The sequence below is a fragment of the Streptomyces odontotermitis genome (genome assembly GCF_050510915.1).
Lineage (GTDB): Bacteria > Actinomycetota > Actinomycetes > Streptomycetales > Streptomycetaceae > Streptomyces.
In genome coordinates, this window is the sequence record NZ_JBNJLS010000005.1 from 229,745 (window position 1) to 254,148 (window position 24,404).

Here is a 24,404-nt window from a genome sequence, read left to right on the forward strand (position 1 = left end):
GCGCGGGCGGTGTGCCGCGTCGTTGGCTCGGCCGGTGCAGACCGAACATACGATCCCCTCCCCCGCGGACCCCGGCGGCTCCGGCGACTCCGGCGGCCGCGCCGCCCGCCGTGCCGTCACCGTCTTCCCCGTCCTCGTGCTCGCCGCGGGCGCGCTCGGCCTCGCGACGCCGGACACCTTCAAGGGCTGGGGCACGAACGTCCCGTATCTGCTGGGCGTCGTCATGTTCTGCATGGGCCTGACCATGACCCCGCTCGACTTCAAGGGCGTCGCCAAGCGGCCCTGGGCGGTCGGGCTCGGGCTCGTCGCGCACTACGTGATCATGCCAGGGCTCGGCTGGCTGATCGCCCACGCCCTCGACCTGTCACCGCAGTTGGCGGCCGGAGTGATCCTGGTGGGCTGCGCGCCGAGCGGCACCGCGTCGAACGTGGTGACCTATCTCGCCCGGGGCGACGTGGCGCTCTCGGTCTCCGTCGCCACCGTCTCGACCGTGCTCGCGCCGCTCGTCACACCGCCGCTGACGCTGCTGCTCGCGGGCGAGTACCTGCCCGTGGAGGCGGGGGCGATGGTCACGGACATCCTGAAGACCGTGCTGCTCCCCGTCGCCGGCGGGCTGATCGTGCGGCTGCTCTTCGGGCGGTACGTGGACCGGGTGCTCGGCGCGCTGCCGTGGCTGTCGGCCCTGACCATCGCCGCGATCGTGGCGATCGTCGTCGCGGGCAGCGCGGCGGCCATCAAGTCGGCCGCGGCGATGGTCCTCCTGGCCGTCGTGCTGCACAACGGCCTCGGTCTCGCGCTCGGTTACGGCGCGGGCAGGCTGGCCCGGCTCGGCGCCCCGTCCTCGCGGGCCATGGCCTTCGAGGTCGGCATGCAGAACTCGGGCCTCGCCGCCTCCCTGGCCACGGCCCACTTCAGCCCCCTGGCCGCGCTGCCCGCCGCCGTGTTCTCGGTCTGGCACAACGTGTCCGGGGCCGTGGTCGCCGCGTGGATGTCCCGGCGTACGAAGGGCTGATGCCCGCGGCTCGTACGGAGTGCTAGTGCTCGTTCGACGCCAGGCGCAGCAGGTGGTCGGCGAGGGCCTGGCCCCCGGTCGGGTTCCTGCTGATCAGCATCAGCGTGTCGTCGCCCGCGATCGTGCCGAGGATGTCGTGCAGTTCGGCCTGGTCGATCGCCGAGGCGAGGAACTGCGCGGCGCCCGGCGGGGTGCGCAGGACCACGAGGTTGGCCGATGCCTCGGCGGAGATCAGGAGCTCCGCCGAGAGGCGCCGCATCCGCTCCTCCTTCGCCGACTCGCCGAGCGGGGCCCGCGGGGTGCGGAAGCCGCCCTCGCTCGGCACGGCGTAGATGAGGTCGCCCTCGGCGTTGCGGATCTTCACCGCGTTCAGCTCGTCCAGGTCGCGGGAGAGCGTGGCCTGGGTGACCGTCAGGCCGTCGTCGGCGAGGAGCTTCGCCAACTGGCTCTGGGAGCGCACCGGTTGCCGGTTGAGGATGTCCACGATCCGGCGGTGGCGCGCGGTGCGGGTCTGCGGCACGGCGGGGCCCGCGTGCTCCGCCCCGGCCGTCGCCCCCGCGTCCGCCGTGTCTGCCACGTGTTCGTTGCCTCGCGCCTGGCTCATCGTCGTCGTCCCATTCTCAGGCTCGTCCGTCCCCGTCGACCGCGTCGAGCACGCCGGGCAGCGCCCGCAGGAACGCGTCCACCTCGTCGTCACGCAGATTCAGCGGCGGCATCAGCCGTACGACATCGGGGGCGGGCGCGTTCACGAGGAGACCGGCGTCCTGGGCCGCCTGCTGCACCTGCGGCGCCAGCGGCTCGGTGAGCACGATACCCAGCAGGAGGCCCGCGCCCCGGACATGGTCGACGAGCGGGTGGCTCGAAATGCCGTCGGCGCCCTCGATCCCGGTGCGCAGCTTCTCGCTCTGCGCCTTCACGTTCTCCAGCAGCCCCTCCTCCGCGATCGCGTCCACGACCGCGAGGCCCGCGGCGCAGACGACCGGGTTGCCGCCGAACGTCGTGCCGTGCTGGCCGGGCCCCAGGAGGTCGGCCGCGGCGCCGAACGCGACGGTGGCGCCGAGCGGCAGGCCGCCGCCCAGGCCCTTCGCGAGCGTGACCACATCGGGCGTGACGCCCTCCTCGGCCTGGTACGCGAACCAGTGGCCGGTCCTGCCGATGCCCGTCTGCACCTCGTCCAGGACGAGCAGGGTGCCGGTGGCGGCGGTGATCTCGCGGGCCGCCCTGAGGTAGCCCGGGGGCGGCACGACGACGCCGTTCTCGCCCTGGATCGGCTCGATCACGACCAGCGCCGTGTCGGTGGTGACCGCGGCGCGCAGCGCCTCCACGTCCCCGTACGGCACGTGCGTGACGTCACCGGGCAGCGGCAGGAACGGCTCCTGCTTGCCGGGCTGGCCGGTGAGGGCGAGCGCCCCCATGGTCCGGCCGTGGAAGCCGCCCTGGGTGGCGACCATGTGCGAACGCCCGGTCAGGCGGCCGATCTTGAAGGCGCCCTCGTTGGCCTCGGCCCCGGAGTTGCAGAAGTAGACGCGGCCCTCGCGCCCGAAGAGCTGGAGCAGCCGTTCGGCGAGCGCGACCGGCGGCTCGGCGACGAAGAGGTTCGAGACGTGGCCGAGTGTGGCGATCTGGTCGCTGACCGCCCGGACGACCGAGGAGTGGGCGTGGCCGAGGGCGTTCACGGCGATGCCGCCCACGAAGTCGAGGTACTCCTTGCCGTCGGCGTCCCAGAGCCTCGTGCCCTCGCCGCGGATCAGGGGCAGGCGCGGCGTGCCGTAGTTGTCCATCAGCGCGCCCTGCCACCGCCGGGTCAGCTCGGTGTTGCTGCTCATGCCTGTGACTCCCCCTCGGGGTCCGTTCCTGCGGGCTCGTCCGGCACGACCATCGTGCCGATGCCCTCGTCGGTGAAGATCTCCAGCAGGATCGAGTGCTGGACGCGCCCGTCGATCACGCGTGCCGTCTCGACCCCGTTGCGCACCGCGTGCAGACAGCCCTGCATCTTCGGGACCATGCCGCTCGCCAACTCCGGGAGCAGCTTCTCCAGTTCGGTCGCGGTGAGCCTGCTGATCACCTCGTCCGAGTTCGGCCAGTCCTCGTACAGGCCCTCGACGTCCGTGAGGACCATCAGCGTCTCGGCACCCAGCGCCGCAGCGAGTGCCGAAGCCGCCGTATCAGCATTGACGTTGTAGACATGTCCGTCGTCCTGGGAGCGGGCGATCGAGGAGACGACCGGGATGCGGCCGTCGGCGAGGAGCGCCTCGATCGCGCCGGTGTCGATCTCGGTGATCTCGCCGACCCGGCCGATGTCGACCGGCTCGCCGTCGATCTCGGGCCAGTGCTTGGTGGCGGTGATGGTGTGCGCGTCCTCGCCGGTGAGGCCGACGGCGAGCGGTCCGTGCTGGTTGAGCAGGCCCACGAGCTCGCGCTGCACCTGCCCGGCAAGGACCATCCGTACGACGTCCATGGCCTCCGGCGTGGTGACGCGCAGGCCCGCCTTGAACTCGCTGACCAGGCCCTCCTTGTCGAGGCGCGCGCTGATCTGCGGGCCGCCGCCGTGCACCACCACGGGCTTGAGGCCCGCCTGGCGCAGGAACACGACGTCCTGGGCGAAGGCGTGCTTCAGCTCCTCGTTCACCATCGCGTTGCCGCCGAACTTGATGACGACGGTCTTGCCGTAGTGCCGGGTGAGCCAGGGCAGCGCCTCGATGAGGGTCTGGGCCTTGGGCAGTGCGGTGTGCTTGCGGGTCTGGCTCATGAGCTGTAGGCGCTGTTCTCGTGCACGTAGTCGGCGGTCAGGTCGTTGCCCCAGATCACCACGGGCTCGGCGGTGCCGGCGGCGAGGTCGGCGGTGATGACGACCTCGCGGTAGCGCATGTCGACCAGGTCGCGGTCCTCGCCCACGGAGCCGTTCTTGCAGACCCAGACGCCGTTGATGGCGACGTTCAGCTGGTTCGGGTCGAAGGCCGCGGAGGTGGTGCCGATCGCGGACAGGACCCGGCCCCAGTTGGGGTCCTCGCCGTGGATCGCGCACTTGAGGAGGTTGTTGCGGACGATGGAGCGGCCCACCTCGACGGCGTCGTCCTCGCTCGCGGCGTTGATCACCTCGACGCGGATGTCCTTGCTGGCGCCCTCGGCGTCACCGATGAGCTGGCGGGCCAGGTCGTCGCAGACGGCGCGGACGGCGGCGGCGAACTCACCCTGTTCCGGGGCGACTTGGGAGGCACCGGAGGCGAGCAGCAGCACGGTGTCGTTGGTGGACATGCAGCCGTCGGAGTCGACCCGGTCGAAGGTGACGCGGGTGGCGTCGCGCAGCGCCCGGTCCAGGACGCCGGAGTCGACGTCGGCGTCGGTGGTGAGCACGACGAGCATCGTGGCGAGGCCGGGGGCGAGCATGCCCGCGCCCTTCGCCATGCCGCCGACGGTCCAGCCGTCGCCCTCCACCACGGCCGTCTTGTGCACGGAGTCCGTGGTCTTGATGGCGATGGCGGCCTTCTCGCCGCCGTGCGGGGAGAGTTCGGCCGCGACGGCCTCGACTCCCGGAAGGAGCTTGTCCATCGGCAGCGTCAGACCGATGAGACCGGTCGACGCGACGGCGACCTCACCGGCGCTGACGCCGTCGAGGACCTCGGCGACCTTCTCGGCGGTGGCGTGCGTGTCCTGGAAGCCCTGCGGGCCCGTACAGGCGTTGGCGCCGCCGGAGTTGAGGACGACGGCGGCGACCTGGCCGCCCTTGAGGACCTGCTCGGACCAGAGGACGGGGGCGGCCTTCACGCGGTTGGAGGTGAAGACGCCCGCGGCCGCGAGACGGGGCCCGGTGTTGACCACGAGGGCCAGGTCCGGGTTGCCGTTCTCCTTGATCCCGGCGGCGATGCCCGCGGCCGTGAATCCCTTGGCTGCCGTCACACTCACGGCGCGACTCCGATCGTAGAGAGTCCTGTGGTCTCGTCGAGGCCCAGGGCGATGTTCATGCTCTGCACCGCGGCGCCCGCGGTGCCCTTCGTGAGGTTGTCGATGGCGGCGATCGCGATGACACGGCCCGCGGCCTCGTCCAGGGCGACCTGGAGGTGCACGGCGTTCGAGCCGTACACGGCGGCGGTGGCGGGCCACTGCCCCTCCGGGAGGAGGTGGACGAACGGCTCGTCGGCGAGCGCCTTCTCGTACGCGGCCCGCACGGTCTCGGCGGTGACGCCCGGCTTGGCCTTGGCCGTGCACGTGGCGAGGATGCCGCGCGGCATCGGGGCGAGGGTCGGCGTGAAGGAGACGGAGACGGCGGCGCCCGCCGCCGCGCTGAGGTTCTGGATCATCTCGGGGGTGTGCCGGTGGCCGCCCCCGACCCCGTACGGCGACATGGAGCCCATGACCTCGCTGCCGAGCAGGTGCGGCTTGGCGGCCTTGCCCGCGCCGGAGGTGCCCGACGCGGCGACGATCACGGCCTCGTGCTCGGCGAGCCCCGCCGCGTACGCGGGGAACAGCGCGAGCGAGACGGCCGTGGGGTAGCAACCGGGCACCGCGATGCGCTTGGACCCCTCCAACACGGCGCGGCCGCCCGGCAGTTCGGGCAGCCCGTAGGGCCAGGTCCCGGCGTGCGGCGAGCCGTAGAACTTCTCCCAGTCGCCCGCGTCCTTCAGCCGGAAGTCGGCGCCCATGTCGACCACGAGGACGTCCGGGCCGAGCTGCTGGGCGACGGCGGCGGACTGTCCGTGCGGCAGCGCGAGGAACACGACGTCGTGACCGGCGAGGACCTCGGCCGTGGTCGGCTCGAGGACGCGGTCGGCCAGCGGCAGCAGGTGCGGCTGCAGCGCGCCGAGACGCTGGCCCGCGTTCGCGTTGCCGGTCAGGGAGCCGATCTCCACCTCGGGGTGGACGAGGAGCAGGCGCAGCAATTCGCCGCCCGCGTATCCGCTCGCCCCTGCCACTGCTGCGCGTACCACCATGGAACCTTCCCTCTTGGATGGCATGACTATACGCAGACCTGCACGTTTATGCAAAGCCGATTCTTGCTCCGGTGGCGATGAGTTCCGGGCGGCGGGACGGTCAGTACTGGCGAAGGAAGTACTGGCGAAGGAAGCGTCCGCTCAAGCCGTTCGCCCTATGAGAGCACCCTCCAGGAAGAGGAGCCAGCCATGCCCGCGATCAAGCCCTGCCTCTGGTTCGACACCAAGGGCCAGGAGGCCGCCGAGTTCTACGTCTCGGTCTTCCCGAACTCCAAGATCAACCACGTCTCCCACTACGGAGAGGGCGCTCCCCGGCCCGCCGGTTCCGTCCTGACCGTCGACTTCGAGCTCGACGGGCAGCCGTACATCGCACTCAACGGCGGCCCCGAGTTCACCTTCGACGAGGCCGTCTCGCTGACCATCGACTGCGCCGACCAGGAAGAGGTCGACCACTACTGGTCCAAGCTGACCGAGGACGGCGGCGAGGAGGGCCCCTGCGGCTGGCTCAAGGACAAGTTCGGGCTGTCCTGGCAGGTCGTCCCGACCATCGTCGGAGAGCTGATGGCGGACCCCGACCCGGCCCGCAACCAGCGCGTGATGACGGCCATCTTCGGCATGAAGAAGCTCGACGTGGCGGCGCTGCGCGCGGCGGCGGACGGGGCCTGATCTCCCCTGTACCTCCTGCCGCCTGGCTGCCCCCTGGCACCCCTGGCGAGCGGGCTTGACTTCGAGCGCGCTCCAACTCCTACGGTCGGCACCGGAGTCAAGCCCGCAGCACCGGGCACCACTGCCAGGAGGAACACGCATGACCAGCAGCGTCCCCGCCCGCCGCCTCGGCGCGCTCACCGTCTCCGCGCAGGGCCTCGGCTGCATGGGGATGAGCCACGGCTTCGGCGCCTCGGACGACACCCGGTCCGTCACGACGATCCACCGCGCCCTCGACCTCGGCGTCAGCCTCCTCGACACCTCGGACTTCTACGGAGCGGGGCACAACGAACGGCTGCTCGGCCGGGCGCTCGCCGGGGCGCGGCGCGAACAGGCCGTGGTGGCTACCAAGTTCGGCTTCGCCAACAAGCTGGGCGAGCCCGCGCACATCCGGGGCGACGCCGCGTACGTGCGCGAGGCGTGCGACGCCTCGCTGCGGCGGCTCGGCGTCGACCACATCGACCTCTATTACCTGCACCGGGTGGACCAGGGCGTGCCGATCGAGGAGACCGTCGGGGCGATGGCCGAACTGGTGCGGGCCGGGAAGGTGCGCCACCTCGGGCTCTCCGAGGCGAGCGCCCGCACGATCCGGCGGGCCCACGCGGTGCACCCCGTCGCCGCGCTGCAGAGCGAGTGGTCGCTGTGGACCCGGGACCTGGAGGCCGAGATCGTTCCGGTCTGCCGCGAACTGGGCGTCGGCATCGTGCCGTTCTCGCCGCTCGGCCGGGGCTTCCTGACCGGCCGCTACACATCCGTCGAGGGACTGCCCGCGGACGACCTGCGGCGCACCCAGCCCCGCTTCGCCGACGGCAACCTCGAACGCAACCTCGCCATCGTGGACGCCCTGGAGGCCCTCGCCGCCGAGAAGGGCGTCACGGCGGGCCAGCTCGCGCTCGCCTGGGTCCAGCACCAGGGCGCCGACGTGGTGCCGATCCCGGGGACGCGGCGCACCACGTACCTGGAGGAGAACCTGGGCGCCCTCGATGTCGAGCTCTCGGCCGCCGAGCTCGCCGCGATCGACGCGGCGGCGCCCGCGGGGCAGGTCGCCGGGGCGCGCTACGACGAGGGCAGCCTCTCCGTCATCGACCGCTGAGGAGTGGCGGCCGACCGCCGAAGTGCGGGCTGTCGCCCCCTCCCCCGGGGCGGTGGGCCGCGGCCGCCGGACGGGGGCGAGCACACGCTCGCCCCCGTCCGGGCGGGACGCGTAGCCTGCGGGTATGCCCTTCCCCGACGAGTCCGCGCACCCCCTCGCGGTCGTGGACTACAAGGACGCGTGGCCGGGCGAGTTCGAGGACGTCGCCGCGCGGCTGCGGCCCGCGCTCGAGGACCTCGCGGTCGGCTTCGACCACGTCGGCTCCACCTCCGTGCCGGGGCTCGCGGCCAAGGACTGCATCGACGTACAGGTGCGGATGCGCTCCCTCGACGAGGCACGGTCCGTGCCGCGGCTGACCGCGATCGGCTTCCGGTGCCGGCCGGAGCCGTGGAACCAGTCGGAGATCTCCTTCGGGCACCGCTCCCCCAAGCTGGTCTTCGCCCCGCCGGCCGGCGGCCGCCGCTGCAACATCCACCTGCGCGTCCACGGCGGCCACGGCTCGCGGTACGCGCTGCTGTTCCGCGACTACCTGCGCGCGGACGCGGCGGCGCGGGCGGCGTGGGGCGCCTTCAAGCGGCGGCTCGCGCACAGCGTGTCCACGCTGGAGGACTACGGGCAGATCAAGGCCCCGGCCACCGAGGTGCTGATGGCCGGGGCGCAGCGGTGGGCCGCCGAGACCGGGTGGGAGGCCCCGTGACCGGCCGCGCCGCGCCCTTCCCCGTGCCCGACGTGCTCGCGTATCTCGTCGGTACGTGGCGGGTCGAGCGGACGGTGCGGGACCTGTCGAGCGGCGCCGAGGGCCGTTTCACCGGCACGGTCCGCTTCACTCCCGACGACGGCGGCCGCCTCCGCCAGCACGAGTCCGGCACCTTCGTCTGGCAGGGCACCCCGCGACCGGCCGAGCGGACCCTCGATTTTGAGCCAGGTGTGGAACCGGGCACCGCCCTGGTGCGCTTCACGGACGGCCGCCCCTTCCACGACCTGGACCTCCGGTCGGGCCGTCACACAGCAGACCACCCCTGCGCACAGGACCTCTACAAAGGCGAGTTCGAGGTCCAGGACGAGGGGCACTGGCGCATGCGTTGGCGGGTCCGCGGCCCCGCAAAGGACCTGGTCCTGACGACGGACTGCATCCGGGACATCACGCAGAGCTCCTGAGGAGTCCGCCCCTCGGTCGCGCCGGGGCCCCCGCACCCCCAAGCCCGTCCACTCTCTGCCAAGCAGCGTCGACTCTCTGCCAAGCGGCGGGGAACCCGCCCATCGGGGCGAGGATCATAGGCGACATGAAGGACAGCGCCAGCGGCAACGAGAACGCCTGGGCGGCACACGCCGTCCGCCTCCTGGTCGCGGACGCGCGACCGACGCCCCTGGCCACGCTGCCTGTTCCCGTCGGCGCCGACCGCCGGGTCAGGATCCGGGTCAAGGACGAGTCGGCGCAGCCCACCGGCAGCATCAAGCACCGGCTGGTGCGCGCGCTCCTCGTGGCCGCGGTGCGCCGCGGCGAACTGCGCAGGGGCGGCACGGTGGTGGTGGCGACGGGCGGGGCGGTGGCGGTCGCCGGGGCCTACTTCGCCCGCGTCATCGGCGTCGGCTTCGTCGCGCTCGTGCCGCGGCGGACCCCGGGCTCCGTGCGCGAGCGCGTCCAGGCGTACGGAGGCAGGGTGCTCGACGCGACGGCGCCGCCCGCGAGCGTCCAGGACGAGGCGCGCCAACTGGCCCGCACCGTCGACGGGTTCTTCCTCGACCACTTCACCCCCGGCGCCGCGGCGACGCTCGCGGACTGCCCCGCGCCGACCCTCGCCGACGAACTGCTGCCCCGGACGCGGCCGCCCGCCTGGGTGGTCGTCGGGGCGGCGACGGGCGTGACGTCGGCGCTCATCGGGCGGCGCATCCTCGACGACGCGCTGCCCACCCGGCTCGCGGTGGTCGACTCGGAGCACTCCGCGTACTTCCCGGCCTGGGTGAGCGACGTGGACGACTTCATGACAGGGCTGCCCTCGCACATCCCGGGGCTCGGCCGGCCGCGCACCGAACCGGAGTTCCGGCCCGACGTCATCGACCTGGTGATCCCGGTGCCGGACGCGGCGAGCATCGCGGGCATGCAGTGGCTGAACGCGCACGCGGGCCTCGCGGTGGGCCCGGCGGCGGGCGCGGGCTTATGGGGCGCCTGCCATCTGGCCACGCGGCTGCGGGAGTCGGGCGGCCGGGGCACGGTGGTGATGGTCGCCGGGGACGGCCTCGCGGCATACCGCGGCACGTACGACGACGGGGAGTGGCTGGCGGGCCGCGGCCTCGACCCGGAGCCGCATCTGTCGGTCCTGGAGCGGTACTACGAGGGCGGCGCCTGGGAGTGGCCGCGCCGCTCGGCCCGCGCGGGCTGAGCCCGTCCGCGCTGTCCGAGGCGGCTACAGCGGGACGGTCCCGCTGCGATCCGCGGCCGCCGCGTCCAGGCGGAGGTTCCAGCGGCCGCCGTGGCCGGTGAGGGAGACCGCCGCCAGGGGGCGCACGTCGATGTTCCAGTACGAGGACGGGGGCGCCTTCAGGGCGTAGACGAGCGCGGCCCGCACCACGGCGGGCTCGGCGACCGCGAGGACCCGGCTGCCGTCACCGACCGGCCGGGTGTCCAGCCAGCCGCCGACCCGGGAGATGAAGCCGAGCAGCGACTCACCGCCGTGCGGGGCCGAGCGCGGATCGCCCAGCCAGGCGTCGACGGCCGCCGGTTCGCGGGCGGTCACCTCGGCGAGGGTCAGGCCGCGCCAGCGCCCCATGTCGCAGTCCCGCAGCGCCGGTTGGGCGAGCGGCGCGAAGCCGAGGGCGTCGCCGGTGGCCCGGCTGCGCGGCGTGGGCGAGCAGTAGCGCAGCTCGGCCGCGCCGAGGGGCAGGAGCGCGGGGGCGGCGCGCTGCACCTCGTGCCAGCCGGCCTGGTCGAGCGGCCGGTCGTCGTCGAAGCGCTCCGCGAGCAGCGAGGCGCTGCGGGCGGCGGCGATGAGTGTGACGCGAGCGTGCATGCGGTGATCGTGGGGTTCGTGGGACGCGAGGTCAAGGTTTCCCCGCGAGTGCGGAATTCCTCACGCCGTTCCGGGAACCCCTGGGGCTTCGGGAGCCGGGAGCCCTGGGACCCCCTGGAGCCCCGTGCCTGTCCCGCGGCTCAGGACTGGTCGAAGTGCAGCACCATCCACTGCTCCGGCTTGGGCAGCGCGGTGAAGCCCGCCTTCTCGTACACCCCGTGCGCGTCCCCGGTCGCGAGCAGCATCCGCCGCAGGCCGAGCGGCTCGAGCCACTCCCGTACGGCGGCCACGAGCGCGACGCCGAGCCCCTTGCCGCGGGCTTCCCGGTCCACGTACACATCGCAGAGCCAGGCGAACGTGGCCTCATCGGTGAGAACCCGGGCATACGCCACCAGCAGCCCCGAACTCCGGTCGATCACCCCGAAGTTGAGCGAACCCCGCATCGCCGCGGCCTGCTTCTCGCGCGTGCGCCCGAGGGCCCAGTACGCGTCGGTGGAGAGCCAGGCGTGCACGCGGTCGACGTCGATGCGCTCGGCATCGGCGGTGAACTCGTACCCCTCGGGGAGGGCGGGCAGTGGGGCGCTGTCGTTCATGACCTGAGCCTTTCACGGCCGCCCCGGACCGCCTCCCAGGCCCCCCGCAGCCGCTCCACGCCCTCCCCCAGCTCGGCGGCGCCGGACGCCGCCCCGAAGCTCAACCGCACGTGGGCGGCCGGGGGTTCGGCGGCAAAGTAGGGGCGGCCGGGGGCGATGGCGACGCCCGCGCGCAGGGCCGCCGCGACGAAGGCCGCCTCGTCGGTGCCGTCGGGCAGGCGCAGCCACAGGTGGTAGCCGCCCGCCGGGACGTGCGGCAGGGCGAGCTCGGGGAGGCGGCGGCGCACCGCGGCGGCCAGGGTGTCCCTGCGGCTCTGCAACTCGCCCGCCACGTTGCGCAGATGGCGCGGCCAGGCCGGGGACCCGGCGAGCTCCAGGGCCGCCTCCTGCAGCGGCCTGGGCACGAAGAAGTGGTCGACGACCTGGATCGCGCGCAGCCGCTCCAGGACGGGGCCGCGGGCGGCGAGGGCGCTGACCCGGAAGCTCGGCGAGGTCGCCTTGGTGAGCGAGCAGACGTGCACGACGACGCCGTCGTGGTCGTCCTCGGTGAGCGGGCGCGGCAGCGGCCCGGCGTCCTCGTGGACCAGCCGCCGCACGAAGTCGTCCTCGATCACGAAGGCCCCCGCCTCGCGGGCGATGCGCAGGACCTCGGGGCGGCGCTCGGCGGAGAGCACCGCACCCGTCGGGTTCTGGAACAGCGGCTGGCAGACGAACACCCGCGCGCCGGTCGCCTTGAGCGCGGCGGCGAGCAGGTCGGGGCGGACGCCGTCGGTGTCCACCGGCACCGGTACCGGGCGCAGTCCCGCGGCGCGGGCGATGGCCAGCAGGCCGGGGTACGTGGGCGACTCCACCAGGACCGGGGAGCCGGGCGGGGCGAGGGCGCGCAGGGCGGTGGTGAGCGCGCTCTGGCCGCCCGCCGTGATCAGCACCTCGGCGGCCGTGAGCGCCCCGCCCATACCGCGCGCGAACCACTCGCGCAGCTCCGGCAGCCCGTCGATGGGCGGGCGCCCCCAGGCGCCGGGGCGCCGGCCGGCCCGCGCGAGCGCCGCGGCCATGGCCCGCTCGGGCTGGAGCGAGGGGTGCAGATAGCCTCCGCTGAGCTCGATGACACCGGTCGGCGGGGTGGTGAGCGTGACCAGGACGGCGGAGGCGTCGACGGCGCGCGGCACGAGTTCGGCGGCGGCGTCGGCGCTCAGCGCGACCTCCTGCCAGGAGGTGTCCCCCGCGGGCTCCGCGGCCGCGCGCGCCTCGGCCCGGAACGCGCCCGCGCCCGGCCGGGTCACCACGAGCCCCTCGGCGGCGAGCTGGGCGAGCGCCCGGGACACCGTCACGGGGCTCACCCGGAACCGCTCGACCAGCGCCCGGCTCGATGGCAGCTTTCCACCTGGAGAGTAGCGGTCAAGCTCACTTCTCAGCTGTTTCGCCAACTCACCCACACTGCTACCGTGGTTCATGAGAGCGCACAGTAGCACTACTGAAGAAACTGGGATAGCGGTCAACGGCGGCCGCCCCGCCGCCGGGGCCACCGGGGCCACCGGGGCCGGAGCCACGGGAACCGGAGCCTTCCGCGCCGGAGCCGCGGAAGCCGGAACCGTGGAAGCCAGAACCGCGGAAGCCGGAGCCGGCGCGGCCGACGACCTCGCCGCCCGCGCCCACCGCCACCGCACCGGCACTCTCCTCGCCGCCGTCGGCGTCACCTCCTTCTCGCTCACCTTCCCCGCCACCGCCTGGGGCCTCGAAGGCTTCGGCCCGTGGTCCCTGGTGGCCGTGCGCAGCGTTCTCGCCGCCGTCATCGCGGGTGCGTGCCTGCTCGCGCTGCGGGTGCCGGTGCCCGAGCGGCGGCACTGGGGCGGGCTCGCGGTCGTCGGCGCCGGGGTGGTGCTCGGCTTCCCGATGCTCACCACGCTCGCCCTGGAGACGGCGACGACCGCGCACTCGGCGGTGGTGGTGGGCCTGCTGCCGCTGACCACGGCCGTGCTCTCCTCGCTGCGCACGGGCGCCCGCCCCTCGCGGACCTTCTGGATCGCCGCGTGCGCGGGCGCGGCGGCGGTGATCGCCTTCACCGTGCAGCAGAGCGGCGGCGCCCTCACCCGCGCCGACCTGTATCTCTTCGGGGCGCTGCTGATCTGCGCGGCGGGCTACACCGAGGGCGGCCGGCTCGCCTCGGTCATGCCCGGCTGGCAGGTCATCTCCTGGGCGCTCGTGCTGTGCCTGCCGCTCGCCGTCGCCGGTGCGGCGGTCGCGCTCGCGCACGAGCCGGTGCGGCTGACCGGGCACGCGGTGGCCGGCCTGCTGTGGGTGGCGGCGGGCTCGCAGTTCCTCGGCCTGGTCGTCTGGTACAAGGGCATGGGCCTGATCGGCATCCCCAAGGCCAGCCAACTCCAGCTCGCCCAGCCGCTGTTGACCCTCGTCTGGTCGGTGTTCCTGCTCGGCGAGCACCTCACCGTGGCCGCGCCCATCACCGCGGCCGCCGTGCTCATCTGCATCGCGGTGACACAACGGGCGCGCGGGTAGAGCCCAACTCCCTCCACCCGACGTACACTTGCCGCCACACAACGCCACCATGTGACGGGACGAGGAGGGCAGTCCCCATGCAGGCATCCGTGGGTGACCGGCTGTTGGTGCACGGCCGGATCGTCGGACAGCACGACCGGACTGCGGAGATCATCGAGGTTCTCGGGGCCGACGGCGGCCCGCCGTACCGGGTCCGCTTCGAGGACGGCCACGAGACGCTGATGTCACCGGGCCCCGACACGGTCGTGCGGCCCTTTGGCGACGACGAGGGCTAGCCCCCTCTCAGCGCGGCGGCCGGGCCGGTTCTTGGTAGTGGTCGGCGACCACCCGCGCCATCGCGCCGATCTTGTCGACGGTGACCTCCTTCGCCGAGAAGAAGACGTGCCCGCGCACCTGCCGGAAGCCATCGGCGTACGTCAGGTGCCGGGACAGCTCCGCCGGGTCCTGCCAGGCCGGGGGCTGCGCCGGGTCGCCCGCCTTGTACAGCGCCTCGCCCGCGTAGAGCCGCACGCCCGTGCCGCGCACCACGTCCGACCACCACGGCACCAGCTTCGCGTAGTCGGCGACGGCGAAGCCCATGTTCCAGTACAGCTGCGGACAGATGTAGTCGAGCCAGCCCTTCTTGACCCAGCCGCGGGTGTCCGCGTGGAGGTTGTCGTAGGTCTGGACCCCGGCCTGGGTGTCCGAGCCGAGCGGGTCGGTCGAGGCGTTGCGCCAGACCCCGAAGGGGCTTATCCCGAAGTCGACGCCCCGCTTCACCTTCTTCACCCGCACCGACATCTCCCGCACCAGGCGGTCTATGTTGTCCCGCCGCCAGGCCGCGCGGTCCGGGAAGCCCCCGCCGTAGCGCGCGTAGGCCGCGTCGTCGTCGAAGACCTGGCCCGCCACCGGATACGGGTAGAAGTAGTCGTCCCAGTGCACCGCGTCGATCGCGTAGTGGCGCAGCGCGTCCAGCATCGCGTCCTGGACGAAGGCCCGGACCTCGGGGAGCCCCGGGTTGTAGTAGAGCTTGCCGCCGTACGGCACGACCCAGTCGGGGTGGACGCGGGCCGGGTGCGTGGGGACCAGGCGCGAGGGATCCGTGTGGTTGGCGACGCGGAACGGGTTGAACCAGGCGTGCAGCTCAAGCCCGCGCCGGTGGGCCTCGCGGACGGCGGTGCCCAGCGGGTCCCAGCCGGGGTCCTGGCCCTGCACGCCGGTGAGGTACTCCGACCAGGGCTCGTACGGCGAGGGCCAGAGCGCGTCGGCGGTGGGCCGCACCTGGAAGATCACCGTGTTGAGCTTCCGTCGCACCGCCGTGTCCAGGTACGCGAGGAGCTCGGCGCGCTGCTGTGCCGCCGGCAGGCCGGGCTTGGAGGGCCAGTCGCGGTTGGCGACGCTCGCCACCCACATCCCCCGCATCTCACGCCGCGGCCGCCCCCGCGCCCCGGCGGCCGCCGCCGCGTCCCCGGCCGTGGCGAGCCCCGCCACCGTCACGGCCGCCGTCAGCGCGAAGCCTCTGCGTGACATACGCCTCATCGAGTCGCCCCCCTGAGTCCGAACTCCCGCCGCCGCCACGGCCGCAGAGGACAGCATGCCCGACCCGGCCCCCCAAGCACCCGAGGTTGCGGAGTAACGTTCACGGCCGAGGGGGCGCTTGACCATGCTCCCCGGGCAGGCACCGCAACCGTACGGGGGACCTGCCGGCCCCGTTGATCAGTGAAAGGCACGAGGTGACCGACTCCATGACCGATATCACGCGCGTCGGAGTGGTGGGCTGTGGCCAGATGGGCGCCGGGATCGCGGAGGTCTGCGCCCGCTCCGGACTGGATGTGAAGGTCGCGGAGACCACCGGTGAGGCCCTGGAGATCGGCCGCACGCGGCTGTACAACTCCCTGACCAAGGCCGCCGAGCGCGGCAAGATCTCCGACGAGGAGCGGGACTCGGCGCTGGACCGGCTCTCCTTCACCACGGACCTCGGCGAGTTCGCCGACCGCGACCTGGTGATCGAGGCCGTCGTGGAGAACGAGCAGGTCAAGACCGAGATCTTCCAGGTCCTCGACCAGGTGGTGACCCGCCAGGACGCGATCCTCGCCTCCAACACCTCCTCGATCCCCCTGGTGAAGCTGGCCGTCGCGACGTCCCGCCCCGACCAGGTCATCGGCATCCACTTCTTCAACCCGGCCCCGGTGCAGCAGCTCGTCGAGCTGATCCCGGCCCTCACCACGTCCGAGGGCACCATCAGCCGCGCCCAGGTCCTGGTCGAGAAGGTCCTCGGCAAGCACGCGATCCGCGCCCAGGACCGCTCGGGCTTCGTGGTCAACGCGCTGCTCATCCCGTATCTGCTCTCCGCAATCCGGATGTTCGAGTCGGGCATCGCCAGCCGCGAGGACATCGACAACGGCATGGAGCTGGGCTGCGCCCACCCGATGGGCCCGCTCAAGCTCGCCGACCTGATCGGTCTGGACACGGTCGCCTCGGTCGCCGACTCCATGTACGCCGAGTACAAGGAGCCGCTGTACGCCGCTCCCCCGCTCCTGCAGCGCATGGTCGACGCGGGCCGCCTCGGCCGGAAGTCCGGCTCGGGCTTCTACACGTACGCCTGAACCCGCTCGGGGAGCCGTACGGCTGACCACAGAGCGTAAAGACAGAAAGCGACAGAACACCACGGGTCCGGCACTCCCACGAGTGCCGGGCCCGTGGCGTTCACACACCGTGTGCGCAATGGGCTCGCATATGCCCCTCGCACACGCTCCCGCCGCGCCCACCAGGCGAGTTGACTTTCGGTGCGCATCAGGGGGATGGACGACTACAGAAAGGAGCGGATCCCGTGATCGCCGATCCCGACCATCCCGTGGTCCCGGAAGAACTCGCTGAGTTACGGCGCAACCTGGATGTGGGCCTGGCCCGCGTCGACGGACGGCTTGCGCTGCTCACCCAGCACGACGAACAGAGCGTCAGGAACCAGGAGGCCCTGATCACTCGGGTCACCGCCCTGGAGAACACCCGCTGGCCGCTGCCCGCCATCGTCGCGCTCGCGGCGGTCGGAGCACTCGCCGTATCGATCTGGCAGGCGCTCGGCCGCTAGCGGGGCCATGCCGCTAGCGCCCGTCCTGACCGAGGCGCAAGTGGTGCAGGAGGAGCAGGGCCGCGGCCATGTTGGCGGCCGGAACCTCGCCGCGGGCCACCATGTCGGGGACCAGCTTGAGCGGGACCCACTCGCGGCGGTCCGACTCGAAGTCGTCTTCGGGGTGGCCGATGTACGTCCCTTCGTCGGACCAGTAGATGTGGTGCTTGGCGTCCGTGAGCCCGTTCGAGGGCTCGACGCTCATCAGGTGCCGCAGCGGTCCCGGCCGCCAGCCGGTCTCCTCCTCCATCTCCCGTGCCGCCGCGTACGCGATGTCCTCGCCGTCCTCGACGACGCCCGCCGCGAGTTCCCAGCCCCAGCTGTCCGTGATGAAGCGGTGCCGCCACAGCAGCAGCACCTCGTTGGCGTCGTTGACGACGGTGGCCACGGCGACGGGCCGCAGCCGTATCAGGAAGTGATCGAGGTGCCGGCCGTCGGGCAACTCGACATCTGCGAGATTGACCGTGAACCATCGATTTCCATACACAGTTTGTTCGCTCTGTTTCGTCCACTGCACGGTTCTGCCACCTTCCGCCGGGTAGATGGCAATATCGCAGCAGCAGAGTCTTCGGAGCAGGAGAGTGTGTGCAGCGCCGGACGGCCTCCGGAACACTCCCCCCGTGAACCCCGTGAAACAGAACGCGCGCCGACTTACAGCGGGACGCGCAGGGCCCCGTCGATGAGTTCGGCCGCCTCGGCCGTGCCGGCGCAGTCGCTGCGTACGAGATGTTCGCGCACCGCGCGCAGCCGGTCGCGCAGCCGTTGCGACTCCATCCCCCGTGCCTGTTCTGCCATTTCCACCGCCGTGGCCACCGCCTCGTCGGTGTTTCCCTGGCGCAGTTCGATCTGGCTGAGCATCGCGAGGCGGTGCACCCGGCCCCGGTCGTGCGCCGGGGTGTCCACGGCCGCCGCGGCGTGTTCGCGCGCCCCGGTCAGGTCGCCGAGGCTCAGGAGTGCCTCCGCCACTTGTACGTTGACCAGGCCCGGCTGGACATAGCCGGTCTCGTCCGGCTCCCGGCCGCGGCTGATCCGGTCGGCCGCGGCCTCGGCACGCCGGATGCAGGACAGCGCGCTGCTGCCGTCGCCCAGGTGCGCGTACGCCTTGGCCTGCATCGCGTACAGGTCGGAGGCGAGGGCGGGCGTGATGTCGCGGCCCGCGGCACGCAGGGCGGCCTCCGCGAAGGCGACGGCCTGGCGGTACTCGCGCATGAACAGCGACTGGTTGACGAGCAGGGCGATGACATAGGCCCCGAGCCCCCTGTCCCCGCTGGCCTTGGCGAGCCGCAGCGCCTGGTGGAAGTAGCGCTGGGCAAGGCCGTGGGCGTCCGAGTCATAGGCGCAGATCCCCGCGATGGCCACCAACCCGCCGGTGGAGCGGTGCAGTTGGCGCCCGGTCGCGTCCGTGTAGCTGCCGCGGAGCAGCGGCGCCACCTCGGAGTTGAGGAAGCCGACGATCCGGCTGCGCGTCGCGATGCCGCCCGTCTTGCGGTACATCTGCTCGTAGTGGGCGCGGGCCGCCCGCATCATGTCGATGTCGGCCGTGCTGACGGGGTGGCGCCCGCCGCGCGACACGTCCACGTCCTCCGGCGGGTTCTCCCACTCCCATACGGGCATCACGGCGGGCGTTCCGGTGACCGCGGGCGCGCCCAGGAGGTGCGGGCGCTGCTGCTGGTCCGAGCGCCACAGGGCGGTGGCCCGCTCCACGAAGCCGGAGAGCGTGGAGGAGGCGGCGGCGCCGAAGCGGGCGGCCGGTACGCCGGGCACGCCGAGGCCGATGTCGTCGAGGGTGACCGGGCGTTGGAGACGGGCGGCGAGCACTTCGCAGATGAGATCGGGGACTTGGCCGCGCGGCCGCTGCCCCTTCAGCCAGCGGGCGACGGCCGTGTGTTCGTACCTCAGCGCGAGACCTCTGGCCTTGCCGGCGTGGTTGACGTGGGCGGCGAGGCCCGCGTGGGAGATTCCCGCTTCGTCGAGTATCGCGTCGAGCAGGGTGTTGGGCTGCATGGTGCCCTCCGATGGCTCGGTCCGGCCAGCCTAGTTGAGGCGGCTTCACACGGGGTGTGAACGGAATGCCCGCATCCGGTGAGTGCACGCGCTGTCGCGGCTGGGGCACGATCGGTTGACTGAGGTGCCTCACAAGGAGGCCGGCGGGGCCGTCGGCTCCCCCCTCGAAGTGCGCGGCGGCCCACTCTGGCGCCGCCCGTGCCCGCCGGTCTGCCCGACACTCCACGGCGGGACGGGCGGCGCGCGCCGGTCGGGCCCGGAGCGCTGGAGCCCTGGGGCCCTGGGGCCCCTCAACTCAGCGTGCGGGCCCGGTGCACGGGCTCGGATTGCTGCACGGGGACGCGTCTGCGCTCGTTGCGCAGCACCAGGAGCGCGGCGTCGTCGGTGGGCAACCTGCCGGTGTGGCGCAGCAGTTCGGCGTAGACCGAGCGGATCAGTGACTCCGGCGCCGACGACTGGCCGCGCACCGCTTCGGTGAGCGCGCTCTGCAGCGGGAAGAACCGGCCGTCCGCGTCGCGCGCGTCCTCGATCCCGTCCGTGTGCAGCACCAGGGTCTCCCCCGGCAGCAGCGGCCCGCAGGGCAGCACCGGCAGCTCGGCGGGGAGCGGGAAGGACCCGAGCGGCGGCAGCGGTTCCCCGCCGGGGAGCTGCTCGGCCCGGCTGTCCAGGCGGTACGGCCAGGGGTGACCGCAGTTCAGCGCGGACACCTCGCCGTCCGCGCCGATCTCCAGGAGCAGGACCGTCACGAACTCCTCGCCCAGCGGGCAGTCGGAGACCACGCCGCCACCCGCCGGGTGCTCCGCGCGGGAGCGCTCCCTCAAGTGGCGTGCCAGGGCCCGCTCCAACCGGCGCAGCACCAGCGGCAGTTCGGGTTCGTCGTGGGCGGCCTCCCGGAAGGAGCCGAGCACGGCGGCGACCGTGGCGATGGCGGCGAGGCCGTGCCCGCGCACATCGCCCATGATCACCCGCACCCCGTGGTCGGTGGCCACGACCTCGTAGAGATCGCCGCCGACGGAGGCGCCGTCCGACGCGGAGAGCCGCCCGGCCGCGATGCCGAGGCCCTCGATGCGCGGCGGCAGGGGCCGCAGCAGCACGTTCTGGGCGGCGCCCGCGACCTCGCGCATCTGCCGCAACTCCCGCTGCAGCGCCCGCCGTACGTGCAGTATCAGGCCGGTGCCGACGACGAAGAAGACGGCGCTGGTGACGATGCGCGCGCCCAGGCCGTTCTGCTGGGCCAGCGGGCAGGCGAGCTTGTAGGTGATCGCGAACGCACCCCAGACGGTGGGGAGTCCGAGGGTGAGCGCCCGCCGGGCCCGCTTCGGTCCGATACGGGGGACACGGGAGACACGGGGGATGCGCGAGATCCTGGTGACGATCTTCCTCCGGAACCGAGCCCGGTGCCTCGCCCGGTGAGGAGAGCGAGGCTTGATACGGATCATGCCGATGGCCCCCCTAGGCCCTGTTCAGCGAGCAGTCCGGCCGCTATTGGCCGGATTGATTCTGTCGACCACCTGGACCGATCGGGCCAGAGAGGCCGCACTTGTCACTCAAACGAGTGAGGGACGTACCCGATGGTCCAGGTACGTCCCTCTTCAATCCCGTCTGCACGGGGGCGCGTTGACTACGCCGGGTGACTATGCCCCGCGCAGCACCGCCCCGGTCACCTCGGCCGCGCGCGCCACGGCGGCGTCCCGGGCCGCGGTCGCCTCGTCGACGGTCAGCGTCCGGTCGTCGGCGCGGAAGCGCAGCGCGTACGCGAGCGACTTCTTGCCCGCGCCGAGCTGCTCGCCCTCGAAGACGTCGAACAGGCGGATGGACTCGAGGAGTTCACCGGCGCCGTCGCGCAGGTACGCCTCGACCACGGCGGCCGGGACCTCCTGGTCGACGACGAGCGCGACGTCCTGCGTGGCCACCGGGAAGGTGGAGATGTGCGGGGCCTTGACGGTCCCTTCCCCTGCCTCGCCGAGCAGGTCGAGGTCGAGCTCCATCGCGCAGGTGCGGGCCGGGAGCCCGAACGCCTTGGTGACGCGCGGGTGCAGCTCGCCCGCGTGCCCGATGGTGACCAGGTTGCCCTGCTCGCCCTCCGGGCCCGCGGCGCTCTCCAGGTATACCTGCAGCTCGGCGCAGCGGCCCGGGTGCCAGGGGCCGTACTGCCCCTGCTGGACGATGAGTTCGGCACCGGCCTCGCGGGCCACCACGCGGGCCGCCTCGACGGCGTCCGCCCAGTCGGCCGGGCGGCCCTTGCCCCACCAGCCGGCCTGCTCGCGGGCGCCCGTGAGGACGGCGGCGAGGTGGCGGGGCTGCTCGGGCAGGGCGGCGTCGAGGCCCGCGATCTCCTCGTCGGTGGGACGGCGGTCGACGGGCAGCTGCGCGGCGGCTCCGGCGTCGTCCTTCGGGTGGAAGACCAGGCCCGTCTCGAAGAGCGCCAGGTCGTGGCTGCCGCGGCCCTCGTTGCGGCGGACCGCGGTGAGCAGGCCCGGCAGCAGCGACGTGCGGAGCGCGGGCTCCTCGTCGTTGAGCGGGTTGGCGAGCTTGACCACGCGGCGGTTGGCGTCGTCCGCCTCCAGGCCCAGCTGGTCGAAGACCTGCTCGCCGACGAACGGGTAGTTGAGCGCCTCCACGTAGCCCGCGGCGGCCAGGGCGCGCCCGGCCCGGCGGTGCAGGCGCTGGCGCTCGGTCAGGCCGCGGCCCGCGGGGGGCCTCGGCAGCGTCGACGGGAGGTTCTCGTAGCCCTCCAGGCGGATGACCTCCTCGGCGAGGTCGTTGGGCTCGCCGAGATCGGGGCGCCAGGTCGGCACGGTGACGGTCAGGTCGTCCTGCCCGTACACGTCGCAGCCGACCTGCTGGAGGCGGCGGACGACCGTCTCGCGGCCGTACTCGACGCCGGCGACCTTGTCCGGGTGGTCGGCGGGCATGGTGATCGTGCGCGGCCCGGTGGGCGCGATGACCTCCGTGACCCCGCTGTCCGCGGTGCCGCCCGCGAGGAGCACGAGCAGGTCGACGGTGCGCTGCGCGGCGGCGGCCGCGGCCTGCGGGTCGACGCCGCGCTCGAAGCGCTTGGACGCCTCGGAGGACAGCTTGTGGCGGCGCGCGGTGCGGGCGATGGAGACGGCGTCGAAGTGCGCGGCCTCGATGACGACCTCGCGGGTGCCGTGGAACTCACCCGTCTCCGGGTCGGCGACGGCGTCGGCGATCTCCGTGTTGGCGCCGCCCATCACACCGGCCAGGCCGATGGCGCCGCGCTCGTCGGTGATGACCAGGTCACCGGCGTCGAGGACGCGCTGGGCGCCGTCGAGCGTGGTGAACTTCTCGCCCTGCTCGGCACGGCGGACCCCGATGGTGCCCTCGACGCGCGAGCGGTCGTAGGTGTGCAGGGGCTGGCCGAGCTCCATCATCACGTAGTTGGCGATGTCGACGGCGAGCGAGATCGGGCGCATGCCGACCTTCTGCAGGCGGCGCTGCAGCCAGATCGGGGAGCGCGCCTCGGGCTGCAGGCCCGAGACGGTGCGCGCGGTGAAGCGGTCGCAGCCGCGCGGGTCGCCGATCTGCACGGGGTAGCCCGTGGAGTTCGGCGCGGGCACGTCCAGGAGCGCCGGGTCGCGCAGCGGGAGCCCGTACGCGATGGCGGCCTCGCGGGCGACGCCGCGCATCGACAGGCAGTCGCCGCGGTTGGCGGTGACGGCGATGTCCAGGACCTCGTCGACCAGCTCGAGCAGCTCGATGGCGTCGGTGCCGGCCTCGTGCTCGGGCGGCAGCACGATGATGCCGCCGGACCCGTCGTCGCCCATGCCCAGCTCGTCGCCGGAGCAGATCATGCCGTGCGAGGTCCTGCCGTACGTCTTGCGCGCGGAGATCGCGAAGTCGCCGGGCAGGACGGCGCCGGGCAGGACCACGACGACCTTGTCGCCGACGGCGAAGTTACGGGCTCCGCAGACGATCTCCTGCGGCTCACCGGTGCCATTGGCCTGGCCGACGTCGACGGTGCAGAAGCGGATCGGCTTCTTGAAGCCCTCCAGCTCCTCGATGGTCAGGACCTTGCCGACGACGAGCGGGCCCTTGAGGCCCGCGCCGAGCTGCTCGACGGTCTCGACCTCGAGACCGGCGGACACGAGCTTGGCCTGCACGTCGCGGCCGGTCTCGGTGGCGGGGAGGTCGACATACTCCCGCAGCCAGGAAAGCGGGACCCGCATCAGATCTCCATCCCGAACGGCCGGGTGAACCGTGCGTCACCCTCGACCATGTCTCGCATGTCTTCGACGTTGTGGCGGAACATCAGCATCCGTTCGATGCCGAACCCGAAGGCGAATCCGCTGTACTTCTCGGGGTCCACACCACAGGCGACGAGCACCTTCGGGTTGACCATGCCGCAGCCGCCCAGCTCGATCCAGCCCTCGGAGGAGCAGGTGCGGCAGGGGCGGTCCGGGTTGCCGACGGACTCGCCACGGCACACGTAGCAGACCATGTCCATCTCGGCGGACGGCTCGGTGAAGGGGAAGAAGTTCGGCCGCAGCCGGGTCTCCATGCCCTCGCCGAACAGCGACTGGACCATGTGGTCCAGGGTGCCCTTGAGGTCGGCCATGGTCAGGCCCTCGTCCACGGCGAGCAGCTCGACCTGGCGGAAGACCGGGCTGTGCGTGGCGTCCAGCTCGTCCGTGCGGTACACGCGGCCGGGGCAGATCACGTAGACCGGCGGCTCGCTGCTGAGCATCGAGCGGATCTGCACGGGCGAGGTGTGCGTGCGCAGCACCACGCCGGAGTCGGCCGAGCCGTCCGGCCCCTCCACGAAGAAGGTGTCGTGCTCGGTGCGCGCCGGGTGGTCCGGGCCGATGTTGAGGGCGTCGAAGGTGAACCACTCGGCCTCGACCTCGGGGCCCTCGGCCACCGCGTAGCCCATGGCCACGAAGATGTCCTCGATGCGCTCGGAGAGCGTCGTCAGGGGGTGCCGGGCACCGGCGGCCACGCGGTCGTACGGCAGCGTGACGTCCACCGCCTCCTCGACCAGGACGCGGGCGTCGCGCTCGGCCTCGAGCTCGGCCTGGCGGGCGGCGAGCGCCTTGCTGACGGCGCCGCGGGCCATGCCGACCCGCTTGCCCGCCTCGGCCTTGGCCTGCGGCGGCAGCGCGCCGATCTCGCGGTTGGCGAGCGCCAGGGGCGAGGTGCCGCCGGTGTGGGCGGTCTTCGCCTCCTGGAGCTGGGCGAGGTCACCGGCGGCGGCGAAGGCGGCGAGCGCCTCGTCCCGCATCCGCTCGATCTCTTCCGGTTTCAGTGCCTCGACCTCGACAGGGTCGTACGACTTGTTCGGTGCCGACATCTCTTCCCGTGCTTCCGGTTGGCTTGGCTGATGGTCCCCGTCCACGACTCGGAGACGAATCGTCCACATGAGGGGACGCAAACGTGCCAAAGGACGAGTCTAACGGGGGTGACGCAGGTGACTGAGCCCG

General features: G+C 72.8%; 24 protein-coding genes. 10 read left to right on the top strand and 14 right to left on the bottom strand.

Features of this window, described 5'->3' with window-relative positions; genetic code table 11:
• Positions 1 to 34 precede the first annotated feature (34 nt).
• Positions 35 to 1,012, top strand: coding sequence for a bile acid:sodium symporter family protein (locus tag ACQB60_RS17015; RefSeq protein ID WP_496926825.1), 978 nt, complete (start codon positions 35 to 37; stop codon positions 1,010 to 1,012).
• Between the two features lie 22 nt (positions 1,013 to 1,034).
• On the opposite strand, the gene ACQB60_RS17020 is transcribed toward ACQB60_RS17015, so the two are convergent.
• The 5 genes from ACQB60_RS17020 to argC are packed head-to-tail and all read right to left on the bottom strand — an operon-like array spanning position 1,035 to position 5,940.
• On the bottom strand, positions 1,035 to 1,616 hold the full coding sequence (locus tag ACQB60_RS17020) for an arginine repressor (protein WP_384843216.1): 582 nt from the start codon (positions 1,614 to 1,616) through the stop codon (positions 1,035 to 1,037).
• A gap of 16 nt (positions 1,617 to 1,632) precedes the next feature.
• The gene (locus tag ACQB60_RS17025) at positions 1,633 to 2,838 is read right to left on the bottom strand and encodes an acetylornithine transaminase (protein WP_496926826.1); all 1,206 of its coding nucleotides are present in this window, start codon (positions 2,836 to 2,838) and stop codon (positions 1,633 to 1,635) included.
• Positions 2,835 to 3,761, bottom strand: a complete 927-nt coding sequence (gene argB, locus ACQB60_RS17030; RefSeq protein WP_496926827.1) for an acetylglutamate kinase — start codon at positions 3,759 to 3,761, stop codon at positions 2,835 to 2,837. The genes ACQB60_RS17025 and argB overlap by 4 nt, the downstream gene beginning before the upstream one ends.
• A complete protein-coding gene (gene argJ / locus ACQB60_RS17035) occupies positions 3,758 to 4,915 on the bottom strand; it encodes a bifunctional glutamate N-acetyltransferase/amino-acid acetyltransferase ArgJ (protein ID WP_496926828.1) in 1,158 nt (385 codons plus the stop codon). Before argJ ends, argB begins: the two co-directional genes overlap by 4 nt.
• Complete coding sequence (gene argC / locus ACQB60_RS17040) at positions 4,912 to 5,940, bottom strand: N-acetyl-gamma-glutamyl-phosphate reductase (protein ID WP_496926829.1); 1,029 nt, start codon at positions 5,938 to 5,940, stop codon at positions 4,912 to 4,914. The genes argJ and argC overlap by 4 nt, the downstream gene beginning before the upstream one ends.
• Before the next feature lie 189 nt (positions 5,941 to 6,129).
• Here argC and ACQB60_RS17045 point away from each other — a divergent pair, with 189 nt between their 5' ends.
• The 5 genes from ACQB60_RS17045 (at position 6,130) to ACQB60_RS17065 (ending at position 10,119) form a co-directional block, all read left to right on the top strand.
• Positions 6,130 to 6,606 carry a VOC family protein gene (locus tag ACQB60_RS17045; RefSeq protein WP_496926830.1) on the top strand — a complete coding sequence of 159 codons (477 nt, stop codon included), beginning with the start codon at positions 6,130 to 6,132 and terminating at the stop codon, positions 6,604 to 6,606.
• 139 nt (positions 6,607 to 6,745) lie between these two features.
• On the top strand, positions 6,746 to 7,738 hold the full coding sequence (locus ACQB60_RS17050; RefSeq protein ID WP_496926831.1) for an aldo/keto reductase: 993 nt from the start codon (positions 6,746 to 6,748) through the stop codon (positions 7,736 to 7,738).
• 124 nt (positions 7,739 to 7,862) lie between these two features.
• Positions 7,863 to 8,435, top strand: a complete 573-nt coding sequence (locus ACQB60_RS17055) for a GrpB family protein (protein WP_496926832.1) — start codon at positions 7,863 to 7,865, stop codon at positions 8,433 to 8,435.
• On the top strand, positions 8,432 to 8,896 hold the full coding sequence (locus ACQB60_RS17060) for a DUF6314 family protein (RefSeq protein WP_496926833.1): 465 nt from the start codon (positions 8,432 to 8,434) through the stop codon (positions 8,894 to 8,896). The genes ACQB60_RS17055 and ACQB60_RS17060 overlap by 4 nt, the downstream gene beginning before the upstream one ends.
• Positions 8,897 to 9,021: 125 nt before the next feature.
• Positions 9,022 to 10,119, top strand: a complete 1,098-nt coding sequence (locus ACQB60_RS17065; RefSeq protein ID WP_496926834.1) for a pyridoxal-phosphate dependent enzyme — start codon at positions 9,022 to 9,024, stop codon at positions 10,117 to 10,119.
• Positions 10,120 to 10,143: 24 nt separating this feature from the next.
• On the opposite strand, the gene ACQB60_RS17070 is transcribed toward ACQB60_RS17065, so the two are convergent.
• The 3 genes from ACQB60_RS17070 to ACQB60_RS17080 all read right to left on the bottom strand — a co-directional run bounded on the left by ACQB60_RS17070 (position 10,144) and on the right by ACQB60_RS17080 (position 12,793).
• On the bottom strand, positions 10,144 to 10,746 hold the full coding sequence (locus ACQB60_RS17070) for a histidine phosphatase family protein (RefSeq protein ID WP_496926835.1): 603 nt from the start codon (positions 10,744 to 10,746) through the stop codon (positions 10,144 to 10,146).
• A 140-nt stretch (positions 10,747 to 10,886) separates the two neighbouring features.
• Positions 10,887 to 11,339 (bottom strand): GNAT family N-acetyltransferase, encoded by a 453-nt coding sequence (locus ACQB60_RS17075; protein WP_496926836.1) that lies wholly within the window; start codon positions 11,337 to 11,339, stop codon positions 10,887 to 10,889.
• On the bottom strand, positions 11,336 to 12,793 hold the full coding sequence (locus tag ACQB60_RS17080; RefSeq protein ID WP_496926837.1) for an aminotransferase-like domain-containing protein: 1,458 nt from the start codon (positions 12,791 to 12,793) through the stop codon (positions 11,336 to 11,338). Before ACQB60_RS17080 ends, ACQB60_RS17075 begins: the two co-directional genes overlap by 4 nt.
• On the opposite strand from ACQB60_RS17080, the gene ACQB60_RS17085 reads away from it, so the two are divergent.
• On the top strand, positions 12,792 to 13,853 hold the full coding sequence (locus tag ACQB60_RS17085; RefSeq protein WP_496926838.1) for a DMT family transporter: 1,062 nt from the start codon (positions 12,792 to 12,794) through the stop codon (positions 13,851 to 13,853). The genes ACQB60_RS17080 and ACQB60_RS17085 overlap by 2 nt on opposite strands.
• Positions 13,854 to 13,930: 77 nt before the next feature.
• Positions 13,931 to 14,128 carry a DUF1918 domain-containing protein gene (locus ACQB60_RS17090; RefSeq protein WP_496926839.1) on the top strand — a complete coding sequence of 66 codons (198 nt, stop codon included), beginning with the start codon at positions 13,931 to 13,933 and terminating at the stop codon, positions 14,126 to 14,128.
• A gap of 7 nt (positions 14,129 to 14,135) precedes the next feature.
• Here ACQB60_RS17090 and ACQB60_RS17095 read toward each other — a convergent pair whose 3' ends face one another.
• Complete coding sequence (locus ACQB60_RS17095) at positions 14,136 to 15,371, bottom strand: glycoside hydrolase family 10-like protein (protein ID WP_496926840.1); 1,236 nt, start codon at positions 15,369 to 15,371, stop codon at positions 14,136 to 14,138.
• Positions 15,372 to 15,577: 206 nt separating this feature from the next.
• On the opposite strand from ACQB60_RS17095, the gene ACQB60_RS17100 reads away from it, so the two are divergent.
• Together ACQB60_RS17100 and ACQB60_RS17105 are read left to right on the top strand one after the other, a co-directional pair.
• Positions 15,578 to 16,438, top strand: coding sequence for a 3-hydroxybutyryl-CoA dehydrogenase (locus tag ACQB60_RS17100; protein WP_384843170.1), 861 nt, complete (start codon positions 15,578 to 15,580; stop codon positions 16,436 to 16,438).
• Between the two features lie 224 nt (positions 16,439 to 16,662).
• Positions 16,663 to 16,920 carry a hypothetical protein gene (locus ACQB60_RS17105; RefSeq protein ID WP_384843168.1) on the top strand — a complete coding sequence of 86 codons (258 nt, stop codon included), beginning with the start codon at positions 16,663 to 16,665 and terminating at the stop codon, positions 16,918 to 16,920.
• A gap of 13 nt (positions 16,921 to 16,933) precedes the next feature.
• Here ACQB60_RS17105 and ACQB60_RS17110 read toward each other — a convergent pair whose 3' ends face one another.
• The 5 genes from ACQB60_RS17110 to pheS all read right to left on the bottom strand — a co-directional run bounded on the left by ACQB60_RS17110 (position 16,934) and on the right by pheS (position 24,274).
• Positions 16,934 to 17,476, bottom strand: coding sequence for an NUDIX hydrolase (locus ACQB60_RS17110; RefSeq protein ID WP_384843165.1), 543 nt, complete (start codon positions 17,474 to 17,476; stop codon positions 16,934 to 16,936).
• A 134-nt stretch (positions 17,477 to 17,610) separates the two neighbouring features.
• Positions 17,611 to 18,963: an NsdA family TPR-like regulatory protein gene (locus ACQB60_RS17115; protein WP_384843162.1), complete on the bottom strand. Its 1,353-nt coding sequence runs from the start codon at positions 18,961 to 18,963 to the stop codon at positions 17,611 to 17,613.
• Positions 18,964 to 19,253: 290 nt separating this feature from the next.
• Complete coding sequence (locus tag ACQB60_RS17120; RefSeq protein WP_496926841.1) at positions 19,254 to 20,402, bottom strand: PP2C family protein-serine/threonine phosphatase; 1,149 nt, start codon at positions 20,400 to 20,402, stop codon at positions 19,254 to 19,256.
• Positions 20,403 to 20,597: 195 nt separating this feature from the next.
• The gene (gene pheT / locus ACQB60_RS17125; RefSeq protein WP_496926842.1) at positions 20,598 to 23,153 is read right to left on the bottom strand and encodes a phenylalanine--tRNA ligase subunit beta; all 2,556 of its coding nucleotides are present in this window, start codon (positions 23,151 to 23,153) and stop codon (positions 20,598 to 20,600) included.
• Positions 23,153 to 24,274, bottom strand: a complete 1,122-nt coding sequence (pheS, locus tag ACQB60_RS17130) for a phenylalanine--tRNA ligase subunit alpha (protein WP_496926843.1) — start codon at positions 24,272 to 24,274, stop codon at positions 23,153 to 23,155. Before pheS ends, pheT begins: the two co-directional genes overlap by 1 nt.
• Positions 24,275 to 24,404: the final 130 nt, after the last annotated feature.

Coding starts and splice junctions, on each gene's coding strand:
- ACQB60_RS17020 (WP_384843216.1), bottom strand. CDS start 1,616: ATGAGCCAGGCGCGAGGCAACGAACACGTGGCAGACACGGCGGACGCG.
- ACQB60_RS17025 (WP_496926826.1), bottom strand. CDS start 2,838: ATGAGCAGCAACACCGAGCTGACCCGGCGGTGGCAGGGCGCGCTGATG.
- argB (WP_496926827.1), bottom strand. CDS start 3,761: ATGAGCCAGACCCGCAAGCACACCGCACTGCCCAAGGCCCAGACCCTC.
- argC (WP_496926829.1), bottom strand. CDS start 5,940: ATGGTGGTACGCGCAGCAGTGGCAGGGGCGAGCGGATACGCGGGCGGC.
- ACQB60_RS17045 (WP_496926830.1), top strand. CDS start 6,130: ATGCCCGCGATCAAGCCCTGCCTCTGGTTCGACACCAAGGGCCAGGAG.
- ACQB60_RS17050 (WP_496926831.1), top strand. CDS start 6,746: ATGACCAGCAGCGTCCCCGCCCGCCGCCTCGGCGCGCTCACCGTCTCC.
- ACQB60_RS17055 (WP_496926832.1), top strand. CDS start 7,863: ATGCCCTTCCCCGACGAGTCCGCGCACCCCCTCGCGGTCGTGGACTAC.
- ACQB60_RS17065 (WP_496926834.1), top strand. CDS start 9,022: ATGAAGGACAGCGCCAGCGGCAACGAGAACGCCTGGGCGGCACACGCC.
- ACQB60_RS17070 (WP_496926835.1), bottom strand. CDS start 10,746: ATGCACGCTCGCGTCACACTCATCGCCGCCGCCCGCAGCGCCTCGCTG.
- ACQB60_RS17075 (WP_496926836.1), bottom strand. CDS start 11,339: ATGAACGACAGCGCCCCACTGCCCGCCCTCCCCGAGGGGTACGAGTTC.
- ACQB60_RS17085 (WP_496926838.1), top strand. CDS start 12,792: ATGAGAGCGCACAGTAGCACTACTGAAGAAACTGGGATAGCGGTCAAC.
- ACQB60_RS17080 (WP_496926837.1), bottom strand. CDS start 12,793: ATGAACCACGGTAGCAGTGTGGGTGAGTTGGCGAAACAGCTGAGAAGT.
- ACQB60_RS17090 (WP_496926839.1), top strand. CDS start 13,931: ATGCAGGCATCCGTGGGTGACCGGCTGTTGGTGCACGGCCGGATCGTC.
- ACQB60_RS17095 (WP_496926840.1), bottom strand. CDS start 15,371: ATGAGGCGTATGTCACGCAGAGGCTTCGCGCTGACGGCGGCCGTGACG.
- ACQB60_RS17100 (WP_384843170.1), top strand. CDS start 15,578: ATGACCGATATCACGCGCGTCGGAGTGGTGGGCTGTGGCCAGATGGGC.
- ACQB60_RS17115 (WP_384843162.1), bottom strand. CDS start 18,963: ATGCAGCCCAACACCCTGCTCGACGCGATACTCGACGAAGCGGGAATC.
- ACQB60_RS17120 (WP_496926841.1), bottom strand. CDS start 20,402: ATGATCCGTATCAAGCCTCGCTCTCCTCACCGGGCGAGGCACCGGGCT.
- pheT (WP_496926842.1), bottom strand. CDS start 23,153: ATGCGGGTCCCGCTTTCCTGGCTGCGGGAGTATGTCGACCTCCCCGCC.
- pheS (WP_496926843.1), bottom strand. CDS start 24,274: ATGTCGGCACCGAACAAGTCGTACGACCCTGTCGAGGTCGAGGCACTG.